We start from the raw sequence: 17,640 nt of genomic DNA on the forward strand, positions 1-17,640 counted from the left end.
CGTTCCGGCAGGGCAGCAGGCCAGGTCCGCAGGGCAAGGTCGGGTGTAGTCACCCCCGGCTGTCCTGCCCCATCGAGCACGACACAAGGGGGGACCGATGGCGACGGCACCGGACTCGACACCGCACGAGGGCCGCTCGGCGCTGACACGGGGGAGGGGCTCGCTCTCGTCCTGGTTCGACAGGTCCAACACCGTCCAGCCCCGGCCGGGGTTCGAGCCGGCCTCCGAGGCAAGCCTGGACCCCAAGTCCACCCAGCTGGAACCGGGGCCACGGGGTGCCTGGTTCAGGCGCTACCGCTCACGGGCCATCGCCCTGGACGTGGCTGCCGCGCTCGGTACCGGCCTCATCCTGGTCCTGGTGCCCGTCGGCGCCGCAGGCACGCAGGTGCGTCTCCTGGTGGCCGCCGTGCTGCCGGCGCTCTGGCTCTCGATGCTCTTCCTCAGCCGGGCCTACGCCCGCCGGTTCGTCGGCTCGACGACGGAGGAGTACCGCAGCATCACGCGCGCCGTCGGGTTCCTCGCCATGCTCACCGCAGCGGCGTCCTACGGCACCAAGTACGAGCTGGCCCGAGGGATCGTCGTCACGGTCATTCCCTCACTGCTCGTCCTGGCCCTGCTCGGTCGCAGGACGTTGCGCAGCTGGCTCTACCGCCAGCGGTTGGCCGGGCGGGAGATGCAGCGCACCGTGGTCATCGGCGACGTGCGCGCGGTCGGCCGGATGGTGCGCCAGATCCGACGGGCCCACAACGAGGGCCTCAGCGTGGTGGCCGCCTGCGTCTCCGGCCTCGAGTCACCGGACGACGTGCCCAACATGGTGGAGGGCGTGCCGGTCTTCGGCTACCCGGCGGAGGCCATGCACGCCATCGACCTCTTCGACGCCGAGGTGGTGGCAGTCTCGAGCGACCCGGACCTCTCCGGCCCCGAGCTGCGCCGGCTCGCCTGGCGGCTCGAAGAGCGAGACGTCGACCTCGTCGTGGCCGCCGGGCTGTTCGAGGTCGCTGGCCCCCGCCTGTCCATCCGCCCCGCAGCGGGCATGCCGATGCTCTACGTGGAGCGCCCGGTGGTGTCCGGGTTCCGCAGGCTCGTCAAGGCAGTGGCCGACAAGGCGCTGACCTTCGCCGCCATCGTCGTCGCCGCCCCTCTGCTCCTGCTCGTCGCGGTCGCCATCTGGATGGACACCGGGGGGCCGATCCTCTTCCGGCAGAGGCGGATCGGTGCGAGCGGAACCGAGTTCGAGATGTATAAGTTCCGCACCATGGTGGTCGACGCCGAGGCACGGCTCGCCCAGGTGCAGCGAACGGCGGACGCCGGCAACACGGTGCTCTTCAAGATGCGCAGCGACCCGCGAGTCACACGGGTCGGCCGCGTCCTGCGTCGCTTCTCACTCGACGAGCTGCCGCAGCTCATCAACGTGATGCGGGGAGAGATGTCCCTGATCGGCCCGCGCCCGCCCCTGCCGGCCGAGGTCGAGCAGTACGAGGACGACGCCGTGCGGCGCCTGCGGGTGAAGCCGGGCCTCACCGGGCTGTGGCAGGTGAGCGGTCGCAGCGACCTCTCCTGGGAGGAGTCGGTGCGGTTGGACCTCTGGTACGTCGACAACTGGTCGCTCGTGCTGGACATGCAGATTCTCGGCCGGACTGCAGCAGCAGTGCTGCGCGGCCGCGGCGCCTACTAAGGGGGAAACAGGTGTTGCGAAGTGACCACGCTCTGGCCGAGCGGCTGGCCGACGAGGCGGGAGCGCTGCTCCTGTCGCTGCGCAGCCGCGCGGCAGACGACGACGCGGGTGCGCTGCGGCGTGAGGGCGACCGCGTGTCGCACGAGTTCCTCACGGAGCAGCTCGCAGTCCTGCGGCCCCACGACGCCGTCCTCAGTGAGGAGGGGGCGGACGACCCCGTGCGCCTGGACGCGGACCGGGTCTGGATCATCGACCCGCTCGACGGGACCCGCGAGTTCGGCGAGGTCCCCCGCGAGGACTGGGCGGTGCACGTGGCCCTGTGGGAGCGTGGCAGCCTCGTCGCGGGAGCCGTGGCCCGACCGGCCATGGGAGCGACGCTCAGCACCGGTGTCATCCCCTTTGTGCCCACACGGCAGGACGGGCCGATCCGCCTCGCCGTGAGCCGGTCCCGCCCGCCCGAGTTCGTCACCCAGCTGGTGGCGGACCTCGGCGCCGTCCCCGTGCCGATGGGGTCGGCGGGCATCAAGGCCTGCTCGGTCATCGACGGCACCACCGACGCCTACGTGCACGCCGGCGGGCAGTACGAGTGGGACTCGGCGGCACCAGCGGCCGTCGCCCGGGCCGCGGGCCTGCACACCAGCCGCATCGACGGGAGCCCGCTGGTCTACAACCGGCGCGACCCGCTGCTGCCGGACCTGCTCATCTGCCGACCCGAGCTCGCCGACTCGCTCCTGTCCGCCCTGGCCGCGCTGGCCGCCTACGAGGAAGCAGTGTGATGAACGCCTTCGCCAACCCGAACTACCAGATGAGCCAGCTCGACATCCTCGAGTCGGAGGCCATCTTCATCCTCCGTGAGGTGATCGCAGAGTTCGAGCGCCCGGTGCTGCTGTTCTCCGGGGGCAAGGACTCCATCGTCATGCTGCGCCTGGCCGAGAAGGCCTTCCACCCGGCGCGGATCCCGTTCCCGGTGATGCACGTCGACACGGGCCACAACTTCCCCGAAGTGCTGCAGTTCCGCGACCACCGGGTCAACCAGCTCGGGGTCCAGCTCATCGTGGCGAGCGTCCAGGAGGCGATCGACAACGGCAGCGTCGTGGAGCCGCCCGACGGGACCCGGAACCGGATCCAGACGCCCGTGCTCCTCTCGGCCCTGGAGAAGTACCGCTTCACCGCGATCTTCGGTGGTGCACGCAGGGACGAGGACAAGGCGCGGGCCAAGGAGCGGATCTTCTCCTTCCGCGACGACTTCGGGCAGTGGGACCCCAAGAACCAGCGCCCCGAGCTCTGGAGCCTCTACAACGGCCGCATCCACCCGGGCGAGAGCATCCGGGTCTTCCCGCTGTCGAACTGGACCGAGCTCGACATCTGGCACTACATCGCCCGTGAGGCGATCGAGCTGCCCTCGATCTACTACGCGCACGACCGGGACGTCGTGGAGCGCGACGGGATGCTCTACGCCGTCAACGAGTTCATCCGTCCCCGCGCCGGGGAGCAGGTCACCACCCGGCGCGTGCGCTACCGCACCGTGGGCGACGCCAGCCTCACCGCCGCGGTCTGCTCCGACGCCGACACCGTGGAGAAGGTCATCGACGAGGTCGCCACGACCCGCATCACCGAGCGCGGTGCGACGAGGGGCGACGACAAGTTCAGCGAAGCCGCAATGGAAGACCGCAAGCGCGAGGGGTATTTCTAAATGGACATTCTCAGGTTCGCCACGGCCGGCTCGGTCGACGACGGCAAGAGCACACTGATCGGGCGGCTTCTCTACGACACCAAGACGGTCTTCGCCGACCAGATCGAGGCGGTCGAGCGCACGAGCCTGGAGCGGGGGGAGGAGCACGTCAACCTCGCGCTGCTCACGGACGGCCTGCGGGCCGAGCGGGAGCAGGGCATCACCATCGACGTGGCCTACCGCTACTTCGCCACACCGAGGCGGAAGTTCATCATCGCCGACACGCCGGGCCACACCCAGTACACGCGCAACATGGTCACCGGCGCCTCGACCGCCGACCTGGCGATCGTGCTGGTGGACGCACGAAAGGGAATCCAGGAGCAGAGCCGTCGCCACGCCTTCCTCACGACGCTGCTCCAGGTGCCCCACCTCGTGCTGTGCGTCAACAAGATGGACCTGGTCGGCTACTCCCAGGACGTGTTCGAGGAGATCAGGGCGGAGTTCACCGCCTTCGCCAGCAAGCTGCGCGTGCCGGACCTGACGGCGGTGCCCATCTCGGCCCTCAAGGGCGACAACGTCGTGACGCGCTCCCCGGCCATGTCGTGGTACGAGGGGCCCAGCCTGCTGCACCACCTCGAGAACGTGCACATCGCCAGCGACCGCAACCTCATCGACGTGCGGTTCCCGGTGCAGTACGTGATCCGGCCCCAGTCCGACGCCTGGCACGACTACCGGGGCTACGCGGGCCAGGTCGCCGGAGGCGTGCTCCGCAAGGGCGACGAGGTGATGGTCCTGCCCTCCGGCTACACCACCACGATCGCGGCCGTGGAGACCGCGGACGGGGAGGTCGAGGAGGCCTACCCGCCGATGTCGGTGACGGTGCGCCTGACCGACAACATCGACGTCTCGCGCGGTGACCTCCTGTGCCGTCCCACGAACCAGCCGCAGGTGAGCCAGGACATCGACGCGATGATCTGCTGGATGGACGAGGCGTCACACCTCCAGGTCGGCGGCAAGTACGCCATCAAGCACACGACCCGGACGGCTCGCACGATCGTCAAGGGCCTGAACTACAAGATCGACGTCAACACCCTGCACCGCGACGAGAGCGCAGCAGGCTTGGCGCTCAACGAGATCGGTCGGGTGCGGCTGCGCACCACGGTGCCGCTGATGTGCGACGACTACGGCCGCAACCGCACCACGGGCGGCTTCGTGCTGGTGGACGAGGCGACCAACAAGACCGTCGCCGCAGGCATGATCAGCGAGCCGGCGTAGGGGACACGGTGGCTGGGGAGGGGATGGCCGCCAGCCCGCTGCGGCGGCCGCTGCACATCGCGATGGTCGGCCAGAAGGGCCTGCCCGCGACGTTCGGCGGCATCGAGCACCACGTCGAGCACCTGAGCCGGCGGCTGGTCCGGCGTGGCCACCGGGTGACGGTGTACTGCCGCAGCAGCTACGGGGAGATCCCGGCGCGCAGCTACCACGGCATCGACCTGGTGCCCGCGGCCACCGTGGGGACCAAGCACCTCGACGCCATCGTCCACAGCGCCACGTCGACGGCCAAGGCCCTGCTGTCCTCGGCCGACGTGGTCCACTACCACGGCATCGGCCCCGGCCTGGTGGCCCCGCTGCCGCGGTACGCCTCACGGGCCAAGGTGGTCATGACCATCCACGGCCTGGACCACCAGCGGTCCAAGTGGGGGCGCGGCGCCCAGGCCGTGCTGGGGGCGGCGCACTGGATGAGCGGGCACGTGCCCGACGAGGTCGTCGTCGTGTCGAGGGCGCTCGAGCAGCACTACTGGGAGCACTTCGACCGCCGCGCCCACCTCATCCAGAACGGTGTCGTGGAGGCGGCCCAGGTGCCGCCCTCGGCCCTGCCCGCGGGCCACGGCCTGGAACCCGGGAAGTACGCCCTCTTCGTCGGCCGGCTGGTGCCGGAGAAGCGACCGGACCTGCTCATCGAGGCCTTTCGCCGGGTGCCGGGCGACCACCGCCTCGCGATCGTGGGCGACTCCTCCTACACCAGCGACTTCACCCGCCGCCTGCACCAGCTCGCGGCCTCGGACCCCCGGGTGGTCTTCACCGGGTTCATGTTCGGCGAGCAGCTCGCGGCGCTCTACCAGCACGCGGGCGTCTTCGTGCAGCCATCGGCGCTCGAGGGACTGCCCCTGACCCTGCTCGAGGCGGTCGCGAACGACGCGCCCGTGCTGGTGTCCGACATCTCGCCCCACCTGGAGGTGGTCGGCGAGGGGTCGGCCCGCCACCAGGTGGTGCCGGTGGACAGCGTCGACTCGCTCGCGGGGGCGGTCAGCCTCATGCTCCAGCACCCGCGCCCGCGTGACGCGGCGTCGCGGTGCCTGCGTGAGGCCATCCTGGCCCGGCACTCCTGGGACGCGTCCGTCGACGCCCTCGAGGCCCTGTACCTGCGCACGGTGAACGGCAGGTCCGCGGAGGACCCACCGAGCGCACCACCGGGACCGCGGTCGCGCGTCCCACACCAACGGGCGGCGTCTGCCTGACGGCGGCTGCTCGACATCCTGAGGGGGATCTGATGAGTCGAACGAGGGCGTTCAGCGCTGCCCTGGCCTTGGCCACGGCAGCGGCGCTGGCAGTCCCTGCCACCACCGGCGCGCAGGACGCGGCAGCGGCGTTGGTCAACCCTGGGCCGCCAGCCCTGTCCTACGTCCCGTCAGCCTCGTGGTGGGGTGCCAACGGTCGAGTGGCGGACATCAAGGTGGTCGGCAGCCGGGTCTACCTCGGCGGGGGCTTCGACTACATCGGGCCGACGACGGGCTACGGCGTGCGGGTCGACCCCGGCAGCGGCGCCCGCCTTGCCGGACCGCTCGTCGACGGCGTCGTCCGGACGGCCGTCCCAGACGGCCAGGGGGGCTGGTTCATCGGCGGCGACTTCCGCAAGGTCGGCGGCAAGGGGCGGGTGACGCTGGCACAGATCACCTCGACCGGGGCCGTCAGCACGTGGAACCCGAAGACCGACGGCGTCGTGAACGCGCTCGCGCTGACGCCGTCCGGACTGGTCGTCGGAGGTGCCTTCACCACGGTGAACGGCCTCTCGGCGCCCAACCTCGCCCTCGTCAACTCCTCGACCGGTGCCCTCGCCCCGGGCTGGAAGCCCACGCCCAACCTGGCCGTCCGCGCGTTGGCGTCCGACGGCGGCAGCGTCTACGTGGGTGGTGACTTCACGAGCATCAACGGAGCGAGCCGGTCGCGGCTCGTGCGCCTGGCTGCGGCCACGGGCGCGACCGAGACGGCTTTCACCGGTACGGCCTCGGGCGGCGTGCGAGCGCTCGCCGTCAGCCGGGCAGCCGGTGTGCTGTACGCCGGTGGGGACTTCACCTCCGCCTCGGGTGCCGGCAGCAGCAGCGCCCGTTCCCGGATCGCGGCATACTCCACCTCGACCGGCGCGGTGACGTCGTTCGCGCCGGCAGCCAACGCGTCCGTGCAGGCGCTGGCCGTCGACAGCAGCGGGCGCGTCTACGCCGGCGGCCTGTTCACCACGGTCAGCGGCACCGCGCGCGGCTACCTCGCCCAGCTGCTGCCCACCGGCGCACTGGGGTCCCTGAACGCCGCCCTGAGCGGCTGTCACGTCAGGCACGAGACGAAGTACGCCCACGGGCTGCCGCCCTGTACGCCCGAGGTGTCGGCACTCAGCGTGACAGGCAACACCCTGTACGTCGGTGGCCGGTTCGGGGCCAGCGGGTCGGCGGAGCGGCACGACGCCGCGGCCTTCGCCCTGACCGACGGCTCCCTCACCGCCTGGAACCCCGTGCCCGGCGACCGTCCCCTGGCCCTGGCCAGCAGCGCCTCGGCGGTGTTTCTCGGTGGTGACTTCACCAGCGTGGGGGGCCTGGTGCGCCGGGGGCTGGCCGCCCTCGATGCGACGACCGGTGCCGGCGTGACGTCGTTCCGGGCCGACGCGAACGAGTACGTGGAGGCGATGATCCGCTCCACCGACGGCACCCGGCTGTTCATCGGCGGCAACTTCACCATGGTGCAGGGGCAGGCCCGCTCGTTCTTCGCCGCCATCGACACCGCCACGGGCCTCGTGGTCGGCACGGTGAAGCCGACCTTCAACCGCAGCATCCTGACCTTGGCCTACAGCTCCGGCGCGGTCTACGCGGGCGGACAGTTCACCAAGGTCAACGGGGTCGCGCGGGGCCACGCCGCGAAGATCAATGCGGCCACCGGTGCGCTCGACACCGCGTGGGTCGCCAACACGACCGGTCCGTCCGGCGCGCTGCGCCAGAACGGGATGGTCATGGGTATCGAGGCCACCCCCGACGGCTCGAAGGTCTTCCTCGGCGGGCCCTTCACCACCGTGAACGGCACCAGCGTCGCCGGGGGCCTGGCCGTCGTCAGCGGCACGACGGGACAGCTCGGGCCGCGGCAGCTCGGCGGCGTGCGGGGCTGCGGCGGCGGACTCGGCCCGTGGGTCAACCGGCTCTACCTCAGCGACGACGGGGAGCGGCTCTACGGCGGGGACGTGTGCCCCGACGACATCTACCAGTGGGATGCCGTGAACCTGTCCACGTCCACGAACCCGACCGGCCTGCGGTGGCGGACCTCGTGCAACGGCGGCATGCAGGGACGCCTCGAGGTGAACGGCCACTTCTACTACGGCACCCACGGCGGCGACCAGGGACAGGGAGGGCACTGCCTCGACCGGCCCGGCGGCACCTGGGTCGAGCAGCAGCGTTATTACGTCTTCAACGGCGTCAACGGCTACCTCTACCCGGATGCCCCGGACTTCAACACCCCCATGGGCGTGTGGTCCTTCGCGGCGACCAGCGGGGGGCTGCTCGTCGGAGGCGACTTCTCGTTCGCGGGCACCGCGCGCAACGTGCAGCAGGGACTGGCCTTCTTCCCGGGTACGCCGTAGCCACCGTGGGATGCCGGGGGTGCCCGACCACGGGCACCCCCGGCATCCCACGGGCCGGGCCCTGCCCCGGGCGAGGGTCAGCGGGTGTGCCGCGGAGGCAGGAGTGGGTAGCCCAGGACCGCCAGCCCGGGAGCGGTGACCAGTGACACCAGCAGGCGGTCGCGCAGCGGCATCGCCCGGGTCCACTCGTCGTCGGGACGCACCTGCACCACGCCGCTGTCGTGCCGGTTGGGGTTGCCCGCGACGGAGTGGTTGGGGGCGAGCCGGACGCTGTCCTCGGTGACGAACGGCAGGTCCTCGGGGGCCGCGCCGAGCAGCCGGGCCACAGGTGCCAGCGCTGCCCGCGGGGAGCGGACGAAGTCCTCGTAGTGCACACGGCACACACGAGGGTCGCCCGCGCGCCAGAGGGCCGCGGTGAGCAGGTTCCAGACCAGCCACAGCGCGGAGCTCTTCCAGCTCTCCTGCCGGTGCATCAGGCCCGAGCCGTCACGGCTGTCCTTGTGCCGCTGCCACGACCACGCCGTGGCCCTGGGGTCGCGCACGACGTGGAGGATGACCACCTCGACGCCGGCCAGCTGCGAGAGCAGCAGGGCGTAGGGCGGCAGCTTCGAGCTGTCGACCACGACGGATGCGCCGGTCTCCTCGGCGATGGAGTGGTAGAGCCTGCCGATGTGCGCGTCGTCGGCGTGGAAGGGCACCGCCGGGCGACCCAGCGCCCGCCGGGCTAGGAACACGGGGACACGCCGGATCCGCAGGCGCCGCAACAGCCTCCGGCCGATGGCGGGCTCGTCGACCGCGGGCGCCTCGTCGCGCACCCGCTTCATGACCGAGGTCCAGACGGGGCACTCGCTGAACGGTCTGCCGCAGCCGCAGAGGTGGTCGTGCTCGACTCCCCGCTCCCACAGGTAGCGCAGCTCGCCCGCGGCGAAGGCGCCCGGGAGCTGGCCGAGCACCGTGGTCATGAGGGTGCTGCCGCTGCGGCCGCTGCCCGCGACGTAGAGCACCCGCACGGGTGCCGGGCTGCTGCTCATGCCGGCGTCACCTCGGACACTCCGGTGACCGGACCGGCTGGAACCTGCTCGCCGCGGTAGACGGCCTCGAGCCGCCGCAGGTGCAGGTCGGGGTCGAACTCGCGGGAGAGCCGGTCTCGGCCCAGGCGCCCCATCTCGGCTGCGCGACCGGGTGCCGTCGCCAGCGAGAGCAGGGCCGCTGCGAGGGCGTCGGGGTCCTCCATCGGCACCACGACGCCGTCGACACCGTCGAGCACCAGCTCCGGCATGCCCCCGAGGCCGGTCACGACGGCCGGCACGCCCGCGGCATACGACTCGAGGATGGTGAGGGGCTGGTTCTCGTTCCACCGCGAGGGCACCACCGACGCCACGCACGACGACACCAGGGCCCGCAGGGAGGCCTTGTCGAGCCTGCCGTGGAAGCGCACCCGCCCGGGGGCGACCTCGGCCGCCAGCGACTCCAGCGCGGCGCGCTCCGGACCCTCTCCCGCGACGTGGAGCACGGTCTCGGGCGGCATCACGGCCATGGCCCGCACGAGGGTGTCGACGCCCTTCTCGTGCGACAGCCGTCCTGCGAAGACGAAGCCGTCCCGGGCGGTGCCCGACGCCGCGGGCTCGGCCATCTCGACGAAGTGGTTGACCACGGTGAGCCGCTCGGGCGGGATCCCGTCCCGGAGCATGACGTCGGCCAGGAACCGGCTCGGGCTGATGAAGACGTCCACGGGGTCGTAGGCGCCGATCCGCTGGTGGATCGAGGACTCGACCGCCAGCAGCGCGCTCGCCGCCAGCGAGCCCGACTTGCACCGGTGCCTCGCGGCGTTGAGTCGGCTGTGGCCCACGCACGCGTCGCAGAGCCTCCCGTGGTCGAGCATCTGGTAGCTGGGGCAGGCCAGCTTGTAGTCGTGGAGCGTCATGACGCAGCGGACTCCCGCGCGCCGCACCGGGCCGAGCACCGAGGGGGAGAGCTGGTGGTAGATGTTGTGGCAGTGCACCACGTCGGGCTGGAACCGCTCGAGGGCCTGGGTCATGCCCCGCGCGCTCGACACGGACCACACCATGCGGGCCCCGGCTGCCAGCCCGGCCAGGCCGCGCGGCGGTGGCTCCAGCTCCACCTCGGGGGGGAAGGTGTCGCGAAGCGACAGGCCGTCGAGGGTGTCGGGGTGGTCCATGCCGAAGAGCTCGACCTCGTGGCCCGCGGCACGCTGCATGGCGGCGACGTCCAGCATGTACCCCTCCGCGCCCCCGCGGCGGTACACGAACTTGTTGACATGCAGGATGCGCACGCGCCAGCTCCCCTCGTGACCGGCACCCCTTCTTCCTGTGAGTGCACCACATCGCGGTCTTCCGTGGGGTCCGAACACCGATATCACAGCAGTGCTTTTCGCTGCAGCACAGGACATTTCGCCCGTCCGAGCGGACATTTCGACGTTCCCCGGACGATGTCTGCGCCGTCGTGGTCGACTAGGTGCGAGGGCGCCGCCGATGGGGGTCGGTGGCGAGGCCAGATGGGTGGAACCTTGTGAGACGACGTGCTAGTGCGACTGTTGCCAGGAGCCTGCGACGGGCGGTGACGTGGAAGCCCAAGCGGGCAGGCGACAGGGCCATCGACATCAGCGAGCTCATCAGCCCCCTGCGCTACGACGTGCTGGTCCGGGCACAGTTCTTCGACTTCCTCTCGTCGCGGCCCGACGGGGAGGCCGACGCCGCGCTGGTGCGGGCGGCCCAGGACGAGCCGTATGCCGTGTGGTTCCGCGAGGTCGCCATGGCGCGGTTCCGGCCGTGGGTCCTGCGCGACCCCGTGGTGATGACCGACAACTTCGCCGAACGGGTGCTCTCCGCCCGGGCCCTGCTCCGCTCGTTCCACGCGCGGGGCTTCGACACCTCCAAGCCGGTGACGCTGCGCCTGACCCGGTGGGTGACGCCGAGCGACACCGGGGCGCCCATGAGCCGCACCGTCCACGTCGGTGACGGCGGGCACCGGCTGGCGATGCTCCTGCAGGCGGGCCTGGCGCTCGAGCCCTCGATGTACCGGCTCGACCCCCGCCCGATGCCCCTGATCGACAACACCGCGGTGCTGCATCGGGCGCTGGGGCTGACGGACGAGCAGTACCTGGCCTTCGTGGCCCGCGGCTACACCCCTGACCCCGTTCCCGACCTGGCCGCGCTGCGCGCGGTCGTGGGGGCGCGGGGACCTGAGGCCGCCGCAGAGCTCGAGGGTGTCCTGACGGCCCACGGCCGAGACCTGAGCACGGTGGGCTGATGGCCGCCACCCCCGCCTCTCAGCAGGGCGCCCTGGCCTACTACGCCGGCAAGGTGGCCCGCCACGTCCGCTGGGCCCGCAGCGAGGGCATCGGCCGCCTCATCGAGGAGGACCGGCTCGACCCGCGCGAGCGGGTGGCCACGGCATACCGCAAGGCCCGCTGGCGGCGCCGGTCCGGGGTGACGCCGGGCACGGCCCGGCCCGTCTACGTCGTGGGGCTGCAGCGCTCGGGCACCAACATGCTCATGCGCGGCATCGACCTCGCGCCCGAGGTGGAGGTGCGCAACGAGAACGACCGCACCGTCTTCCACCGCTTCCAGCTGCGCTCGGACGACGTGCTCAGGCAGACCATCACGTCGAGCCGCCACGCCATCGTGCTCGTCAAGCCGCTCTGCGAGTCGCACCGGGTCGACCAGCTGCTCGACCTTCCGGGCACACCGCCGGGGCGGGCGCTCTGGGTCTTCCGCGAGCCGATGGCGAGGGCCCGCTCGGAGGTCTCCAAGTTCCGGGACGCCAACCTGCGCGCACTGCGTGCCATCGCTGCGGGCGAGGGGGACACGATCTGGCAGGGGCAGCGGTTGCCCACCGAGTCCGTGGAGCTCGTGCGCTCGTTCGACACCGACTCGATGTCACCCGAGTCGGCCGCCGTCCTCTTCTGGGTCGTGCGCAACCAGCTGTACTTCGACCTCGGCCTCGACCGGCGACCGGACGTGCTGCCCGTGGGCTACGACGCCTTCGTGGCAGACCCTGCCGGGCAGATGAGCCGGCTGTGCGCCTTCATCGGGCTGCCCTGCAGGCCTGCCCTCTTCGAGCACGTCGTGGCGCGGGAGAGCCACGGCACGCGGCCGCTGCCGGTCGAGGACCGCGTGGCGGACCTCGCTGCCCGCCTCCACGAGCGGCTGCAGGCGGTGGCCGTGCGCGACCCCGCGCAGAGCCGGGGAGGCGCCTCGTGAGCCGTCCTGGTGGCGCCGGGGCACGGCACACGGCGCGAGGTCGCGCCGTCGCCGTGGTGGCGGCGCTGGCCGCGGTGGCGGGCGTGGCAGGGTGCCAGGGCGGGAGCGACGGCGTGGCCGATGGCCGCTCGGCCACGCCGATCCCCACCCCCAGCTCCGGCAGCGACACGACCGGCCCGGGCAGCACGACCTGGACCCCGGGACCGAGCCAGAGCTCGGGCGGGTCGACAGGGCCGTCGGGCGCGCCCGCTGCCCTCGGCGCGAAGTGGGACTGGGGGCGGTACACCGAGTTCCAGCCGTACCTGCGCACGCTGGCCGGCGGCCGCACCTACTACGAGGTCGTGTGGTGTGACGTCGAGCGCGACCAGGGGCGCCCGGACTGGTCCTCGCTCGACCGCATCGCCGAGCGGAGCCGCACCGTGGGGGTCACGCTCATGCTCAAGCTCCGGGTGGGCACCTGCTGGGCGACCGGCGGCAGCGCGCAGTACGAGCGGGGGAGCAAGGGCAAGACCGAGTCGCTGATGCCCACCGACCTCGCGGCCTACCGTGCCTGGGTGCGGTCCGCCGTGACGCGCTACTCCGCCAAGGGCGTGAACGCGTACGCGATCGAGAACGAGATCAACTCCAAGAGCTTCTGGGGCGGGACGCCCGAGGAGTTCACGACCCTCGCCGAGACGGCCTCGGCCGAGATCCGGGCGGCCAACCCGGACGCCGACGTCGTCGACGCCGGCCTGAGCAGCACCACCTACGGCTACGGGATCGCCGACGCGCTGCTCCGACAGGGGCGTGAGGCCGACGCCATCGCGGCCTACAACCGCTACTACCAGCGCCGGTTCGGCACCCGCGGCGACAAGATCGTCGAAGTGCGCGACCGCGCCGGCCTGGAGAAGGCACTCGCCTCGGAGCAGGGCGCTCGCAACCTGACCTACCTCCGGCTGATGTCGGACCTCGCGCGGCGCAAGGTGGTCGACGTCCGGCAGATCCACTTCTACGAGAGCTACGCGTCGGTGCCGGACCTCTTCGCCTACCTGCGCGCGAGCACCCCCGCCGGTGTGCCCATCGAGGCCTGGGAGGTGGGCAGGTTCGACCGCGACAGCGGGGAGGACGGCACGGAGACCGTCGAGATGCTCAAGACCGTGAGCCTGGTCGTGGGGGAGGGCGCCCGCGCGGCGCTGTGGCTTCCCCTCGCCTTCGACCCCGGCGGCCGCAACTCGGACGAGCCACGGTTCGGCCTCCTCGAGCCCGACGGCTCGGTGCGTGAGGCGGGACGGGTCTTCCAGGAGCTGTTGGCCGCCTCGCGTGGGGCCAAGGCGGTCAGGATCAGCTCCGGGGGCATGACCGGCGTCGGGTTCGAGCGCGGTGGCCGCACCACCGCCTACGTGTGGGCCGGCCAGCCCGTCTCCGTCGACCTCGGCAAGGGGGAGACCGCGCAGTCTCCCGGCGCCACGGCCACACGGACGGGGCGCGTCACCGTCGACGGGACGCCCGTTCGGCTCGTGCTCGACGGAACCGTCAAGGACTTCATGGAGGAGCAGTGATGGCGATCCCCTCGTCCCGGCTGGTGTTCGTCGGAGGCCTGCACCGCAGCGGCACCACGCCGCTCGCCCGGGCCCTGGCGACCCACCCCGACATCAGCGGCCTGTCCGGGACGGGCGTGCGCGAGGACGAGGGCCAGCACCTCCAGCACGTCTACCCCAAGGCCAAGGTCTACGGCGGCTCGGGCCGGTTCGCCTTCGACCGCCGCGCACACCTCACCGAGCAGTCGCCGCTCGTCACGCCCGAGAACGCCCGGGCGCTGCTGGCGGCGTGGGAGCCCTTCTGGGACGAGGACGCCCGGCTGTTCGTGGAGAAGTCGCCCCCCAACCTCGTCATGGGCCGGTTCCTCCAGGCGCTCTTCCCCGGTTCGGCGATGGTCGTGGTGGTCCGGCACCCCGTCGTCGTGGCGCTGTCCAACAAGAAGTGGCGCCGCCTGCTCTCGTCCGACCCCCGGCGCTTCCAGACGATCAGCTCGCTGGTCGAGCACTGGGTGACGGCCCACCGTATCCTGGTGCAGGACATGCCACACCTGCAGCGGCTGCACATCGTGCACTACGAGGACCTCGTGTCGAGGCCGGAGGCCGAGCTGGCGAAGATCGCCGACTTCCTGGGCCTGGACAGCCCCATCCCGGCCGACAGCCTCAAGGCCAGCGCCAGCCGTCAGTACGAGCAGTGGTGGGACGAGTGGGCCCGCTGGTGGCGCCCGGGGCACTGGCAGCGGCGTGCCGTCACGGCGCGGTTCGGCGACGACATCGCGGCCTTCGGCTACGACGTGGACGACCTCTCTCGGCACGGCGCGTGGCGCGAGGGCCTGGTGCGCAGGTAGCAGTCGGGCGCCGGGTCAGGCGGGTCCGGGTCGGGGGGCCGGGGTCAGGCGTAGCCGAGGCTCTTCAGCTCGCGGCTCGCCGTGAGCCTGAACAGCAGGCGCATGGCCGGGTCGAGCTCCTTGCGGTAGGTCCCCACGCGCGAGGTGTACACGGCGGCGCTGGTGCCCTCGTCGGCGCGACGTGACGAGGCCTGCGCGTGGTAGCGGTCAGGGACGTCGTGGCTCTTCTTGTCGAACTCGAGCACCGCCGGGTCCCACTCCTCGCCGAGGAAGTCGAGGAGGCGCCGCAAGGTTCCCTCCTGGTCGGAGACCAGTTCCTCGTAGCGCAGCTCGTGGTACTGCCCCGGCGGCAGCCGGCGGCCGTGCTCGGTCGCCTCGGCGATGTAGCGCGGCCACTTCACCGCGGACTTCACGCACGACCAGTAGCCGAACCGCTTGCGGTGCGAGACGGCGACGTCCCGGCCGTCGCGGATGACGTGGACGACCTGCGCGTCGGGGAACAGCTCCATGATGAACGGCAGCTTCATCGCGTAGCGGGGGCTCTTGTCCGCCCAGCGGGACTTCCCGCGTGAGCGCGCGTAGTCGCCCTGGATGCCGTCGAAGAAGCCCGCGATGCGGCCCAGCCACTCCTCACGCGGAAACCCGTACTGCGACAACCGCTTCCAGTCCGCGCCGACGATGCGCTCCATATCCTCCAGGAAGCGGGTCTCGGGCCCGCAGCTGATCCGTGGGTGGGAGTCCAGGATGAGCCGCAGCATCGTGGTCCCTGAGCGCTGGCAGCCGACGATGAAGATGGGCGAGCTGGGGCCGGCGGCGTGGCTCGCCGGCCCCGGCGCCGGCCCCGTCCCGCGGTTCTCCATCGCTGTGCCTCCGCCCGCCTCAGCGGTGCTTCGCCCGAGCCGGTATGCCGTGGCTCGGGGCGCCGGGGTTCGCCGCCGCTGCAGAGCCCTTCGGTGCCATCCGCCCGGTGGGTGCCGCGTGGGGGAAGGCCTCGCCCGGCGCCGCCTCACCCGCCCCCGGCTCGGCCACCGGGCGCTCGCGACGGCCGCGGGCGATCACCTCGAGCATCGCGACGATGAGCAGTGCGAGGAAGAACGCCGCCACGCCCACCGCGATGACCGTGCGGGTCATGGTCTCCGTGCTGTCGACGAACCGGGCGCCGGAGATGAAGACCGTCTTGGTCGGGTCGGCGGCGTCGAACTGCGACTTCGCGTTGGCGAGCTGCACCTGGGCGGCGGTGACGGCGGACGCAGCCGCCGACCGGTTCTCGACGAGGGTGTTGTACTCGGTCAGGATCGGGCCGAACTTGTCGAGTCCCGCGGCTGCCGAGGCGATGGGCGCCGACAGGGCGGCCGCCCCCACGGCGTTGCCGGCAGCCCGCATGGTGGCCTGCTGCTGGGCCAGCGTGTTCACGCGGTTCAGCTGGGCCTCGTACGCCTTCTGGGGGTCTGCCATGCGGTTCTTGGCCGTGAACGTGCCCACGGCCTCGCTCGCCGACTTCAGCGTCGCCTCCGCGTCGTCCAGCCGCGACTGGGCCGTCGTCACCTGCGAGGAGAACATGGCCCGCAGCGTCTCGGTGCTCGTCGCCTCGACGACCTTCTCGACGTCAGCCTTCACCGGGGAGGTGTAGGTCACGGCGACACTGGCGCTGCCACCCCGCTGGGTGACCAGGAGGTTCTCGAGGAGCTCCGTGGGGTCCACCCCGGTCTGGTCGGACACCTTCTGGCGCACGACCGGGCCAGTGGCGGTCGCCTGGAACGCCGCCACGAACTGGATCACGCCCTGGGATCCGGTGTACTGCGACGTGGGGCTGCCCACGAGGGCGGGCGGGTCCACGGTCGCGGTGGAGATGTAGTCGGGCTTCTGCAGGAACAGCAGCGCCGCTGCACTCCCCGCCGCGACGAGCGGGATGAGGATGATCAGCGCGATGCGGCGCCGTGCGGCCCTGAGGTAGTCAACGATCTCCATGCCAGGTCCTCTGTGTCGGTTGGTCGTTCCAGGTGAAGTCGGCCCCGAGCAGCTGCTGGAGCTTCTCGTTCCAGGGGCGGTAGTGGTCCGTGAGTCGCTCGTGCAGGTCCTTGGGGATCTCGAGCGGTACGTGGGTGGCCTTGTAGCGGTCGAGCCCGTCGAGGTGGACGGGTTCGAGGGCCAAGTGCTTCCAGACCCGCGCGAGCTCCGTCTGCGGGTCCGAGAACATCGACTCGCTGCGCACCACCAGCACCTGCTCCTGCGGGAAGTGCGCGTAGAGCCGTTCCAGCTGTTCGGCGTAGTGCCCGCGCTGGAGGTAGGTGTGGTGTCGGTGCGCGTAGCTCTCGTACCGGGGGTCGGCCCGGATGCGCTCCTCCTCACCGCGCACGCGCTCGTCCTCGAGCTCGATGGCCTCGGCGAAGGGCCGGTCCTCGAACCCCTGCTGGGTCTCGTACTGGTGGTGGGACCAGGCCCGCGCCACCGGCTCGCGCAGGCTGACGATCAGGCGCACGTCCGGCAGTGCCTTGGCGATCCGCTCGACCGCGAGCGGGTGGAACATGTAGTAGGGGCTGGCCTCACCCGTGATGCGTATGCCGTCGCGTGGCGGCTCGAACGCCGAGAGGTACCACTTCCAGCCCCGCTGGTAGTTCACGTCGAAGTAGTGGGTGCCCTTGGTGAACCGGCAGGCCGCGACCTGCGGGTGCTTGGAGAGCCAGTGCGCGATCGACGTCGAGCCACCCCGTTTGGTGCCCACGACGAGGTATCCCGGTGTCATTCCCGGACCTCCCTGGATGCGACTGCGCACCGGGGCCAGCAGGTGCCCCACACGCCTGCGTGTGCTCA

At 71.6% G+C, this 17,640-nt stretch carries 15 protein-coding genes; 10 read left to right on the forward strand and 5 right to left on the reverse strand.

The features are described from left to right. The first annotated feature begins 97 nt into the window (after nucleotides 1-97). The 6 genes from P0Y31_RS15350 to P0Y31_RS15375 are packed head-to-tail and all read left to right on the forward strand — an operon-like array spanning nucleotide 98 to nucleotide 8,244. A complete protein-coding gene (locus P0Y31_RS15350; protein ID WP_275870910.1) occupies nucleotides 98-1,675 on the forward strand; it encodes a sugar transferase in 1,578 nt (525 codons plus the stop codon). Nucleotides 1,676-1,686: 11 nt separating this feature from the next. Then, a complete protein-coding gene (locus P0Y31_RS15355; protein WP_275870912.1) occupies nucleotides 1,687-2,451 on the forward strand; it encodes a 3'(2'),5'-bisphosphate nucleotidase CysQ in 765 nt (254 codons plus the stop codon). Next, nucleotides 2,451-3,368 carry a sulfate adenylyltransferase subunit CysD gene (cysD, locus tag P0Y31_RS15360; protein ID WP_275870914.1) on the forward strand — a complete coding sequence of 306 codons (918 nt, stop codon included), beginning with the start codon at nucleotides 2,451-2,453 and terminating at the stop codon, nucleotides 3,366-3,368. Before P0Y31_RS15355 ends, cysD begins: the two co-directional genes overlap by 1 nt. After that, the gene (locus tag P0Y31_RS15365) at nucleotides 3,369-4,622 is read left to right on the forward strand and encodes a GTP-binding protein (protein ID WP_275870916.1); all 1,254 of its coding nucleotides are present in this window, start codon (nucleotides 3,369-3,371) and stop codon (nucleotides 4,620-4,622) included. It abuts the gene before it with no gap. Nucleotides 4,623-4,630: 8 nt separating this feature from the next. Further along, nucleotides 4,631-5,866, forward strand: coding sequence for a glycosyltransferase family 4 protein (locus P0Y31_RS15370; RefSeq protein WP_275870918.1), 1,236 nt, complete (start codon nucleotides 4,631-4,633; stop codon nucleotides 5,864-5,866). A 32-nt stretch (nucleotides 5,867-5,898) separates the two neighbouring features. Continuing rightward, nucleotides 5,899-8,244 (forward strand): hypothetical protein, encoded by a 2,346-nt coding sequence (locus P0Y31_RS15375; protein WP_275870921.1) that lies wholly within the window; start codon nucleotides 5,899-5,901, stop codon nucleotides 8,242-8,244. A gap of 77 nt (nucleotides 8,245-8,321) precedes the next feature. Here the strand turns inward: P0Y31_RS15375 and P0Y31_RS15380 are convergent, their stop codons facing one another. Continuing rightward, nucleotides 8,322-9,275 carry a sulfotransferase gene (locus P0Y31_RS15380; RefSeq protein WP_275870923.1) on the reverse strand — a complete coding sequence of 318 codons (954 nt, stop codon included), beginning with the start codon at nucleotides 9,273-9,275 and terminating at the stop codon, nucleotides 8,322-8,324. Next, nucleotides 9,272-10,537 (reverse strand): glycosyltransferase, encoded by a 1,266-nt coding sequence (locus P0Y31_RS15385; RefSeq protein ID WP_275870926.1) that lies wholly within the window; start codon nucleotides 10,535-10,537, stop codon nucleotides 9,272-9,274. The genes P0Y31_RS15380 and P0Y31_RS15385 overlap by 4 nt, the downstream gene beginning before the upstream one ends. Before the next feature lie 284 nt (nucleotides 10,538-10,821). On the opposite strand from P0Y31_RS15385, the gene P0Y31_RS15390 reads away from it, so the two are divergent. From P0Y31_RS15390 to P0Y31_RS15405, 4 genes are read left to right on the forward strand one after another with little or no spacing between them, the layout of a single operon-like run. Further along, complete coding sequence (locus tag P0Y31_RS15390) at nucleotides 10,822-11,514, forward strand: hypothetical protein (RefSeq protein ID WP_275870928.1); 693 nt, start codon at nucleotides 10,822-10,824, stop codon at nucleotides 11,512-11,514. Next, a complete protein-coding gene (locus P0Y31_RS15395) occupies nucleotides 11,514-12,467 on the forward strand; it encodes a hypothetical protein (protein ID WP_275870930.1) in 954 nt (317 codons plus the stop codon). Before P0Y31_RS15390 ends, P0Y31_RS15395 begins: the two co-directional genes overlap by 1 nt. After that, nucleotides 12,464-14,005 carry a hypothetical protein gene (locus tag P0Y31_RS15400; protein WP_275870932.1) on the forward strand — a complete coding sequence of 514 codons (1,542 nt, stop codon included), beginning with the start codon at nucleotides 12,464-12,466 and terminating at the stop codon, nucleotides 14,003-14,005. Before P0Y31_RS15395 ends, P0Y31_RS15400 begins: the two co-directional genes overlap by 4 nt. Then, complete coding sequence (locus tag P0Y31_RS15405; protein ID WP_275870934.1) at nucleotides 14,005-14,829, forward strand: sulfotransferase; 825 nt, start codon at nucleotides 14,005-14,007, stop codon at nucleotides 14,827-14,829. Before P0Y31_RS15400 ends, P0Y31_RS15405 begins: the two co-directional genes overlap by 1 nt. A 44-nt stretch (nucleotides 14,830-14,873) precedes the next feature. Here P0Y31_RS15405 and P0Y31_RS15410 read toward each other — a convergent pair whose 3' ends face one another. From P0Y31_RS15410 to P0Y31_RS15420, 3 genes are read right to left on the reverse strand one after another with little or no spacing between them, the layout of a single operon-like run. Then, the gene (locus tag P0Y31_RS15410) at nucleotides 14,874-15,689 is read right to left on the reverse strand and encodes a sulfotransferase (RefSeq protein ID WP_275870937.1); all 816 of its coding nucleotides are present in this window, start codon (nucleotides 15,687-15,689) and stop codon (nucleotides 14,874-14,876) included. A 19-nt stretch (nucleotides 15,690-15,708) separates the two neighbouring features. Next, complete coding sequence (locus P0Y31_RS15415; RefSeq protein ID WP_275870939.1) at nucleotides 15,709-16,797, reverse strand: Wzz/FepE/Etk N-terminal domain-containing protein; 1,089 nt, start codon at nucleotides 16,795-16,797, stop codon at nucleotides 15,709-15,711. Continuing rightward, a complete protein-coding gene (locus tag P0Y31_RS15420; RefSeq protein ID WP_275870943.1) occupies nucleotides 16,784-17,572 on the reverse strand; it encodes a sulfotransferase in 789 nt (262 codons plus the stop codon). Before P0Y31_RS15420 ends, P0Y31_RS15415 begins: the two co-directional genes overlap by 14 nt. Between the last annotated feature and the right edge of the window lie 68 nt (nucleotides 17,573-17,640).

Origin of the sequence: Knoellia sp. 3-2P3, from assembly GCF_029223115.1 — a bacterium.
Lineage (GTDB): Bacteria > Actinomycetota > Actinomycetes > Actinomycetales > Dermatophilaceae > Pedococcus_A.

Excerpts from the sequence above, each read along its gene's own strand:
- P0Y31_RS15350 (WP_275870910.1), top strand. The coding sequence starts at position 98 with ATGGCGACGGCACCGGACTCGACACCGCACGAGGGCCGCTCGGCGCTG.
- cysD (WP_275870914.1), top strand. The coding sequence starts at position 2,451 with ATGAACGCCTTCGCCAACCCGAACTACCAGATGAGCCAGCTCGACATC.
- P0Y31_RS15365 (WP_275870916.1), top strand. The coding sequence starts at position 3,369 with ATGGACATTCTCAGGTTCGCCACGGCCGGCTCGGTCGACGACGGCAAG.
- P0Y31_RS15375 (WP_275870921.1), top strand. The coding sequence starts at position 5,899 with ATGAGTCGAACGAGGGCGTTCAGCGCTGCCCTGGCCTTGGCCACGGCA.
- P0Y31_RS15380 (WP_275870923.1), bottom strand. The coding sequence starts at position 9,275 with ATGAGCAGCAGCCCGGCACCCGTGCGGGTGCTCTACGTCGCGGGCAGC.
- P0Y31_RS15395 (WP_275870930.1), top strand. The coding sequence starts at position 11,514 with ATGGCCGCCACCCCCGCCTCTCAGCAGGGCGCCCTGGCCTACTACGCC.
- P0Y31_RS15405 (WP_275870934.1), top strand. The coding sequence starts at position 14,005 with ATGGCGATCCCCTCGTCCCGGCTGGTGTTCGTCGGAGGCCTGCACCGC.
- P0Y31_RS15410 (WP_275870937.1), bottom strand. The coding sequence starts at position 15,689 with ATGGAGAACCGCGGGACGGGGCCGGCGCCGGGGCCGGCGAGCCACGCC.
- P0Y31_RS15415 (WP_275870939.1), bottom strand. The coding sequence starts at position 16,797 with ATGGAGATCGTTGACTACCTCAGGGCCGCACGGCGCCGCATCGCGCTG.
- P0Y31_RS15420 (WP_275870943.1), bottom strand. The coding sequence starts at position 17,572 with ATGACACCGGGATACCTCGTCGTGGGCACCAAACGGGGTGGCTCGACG.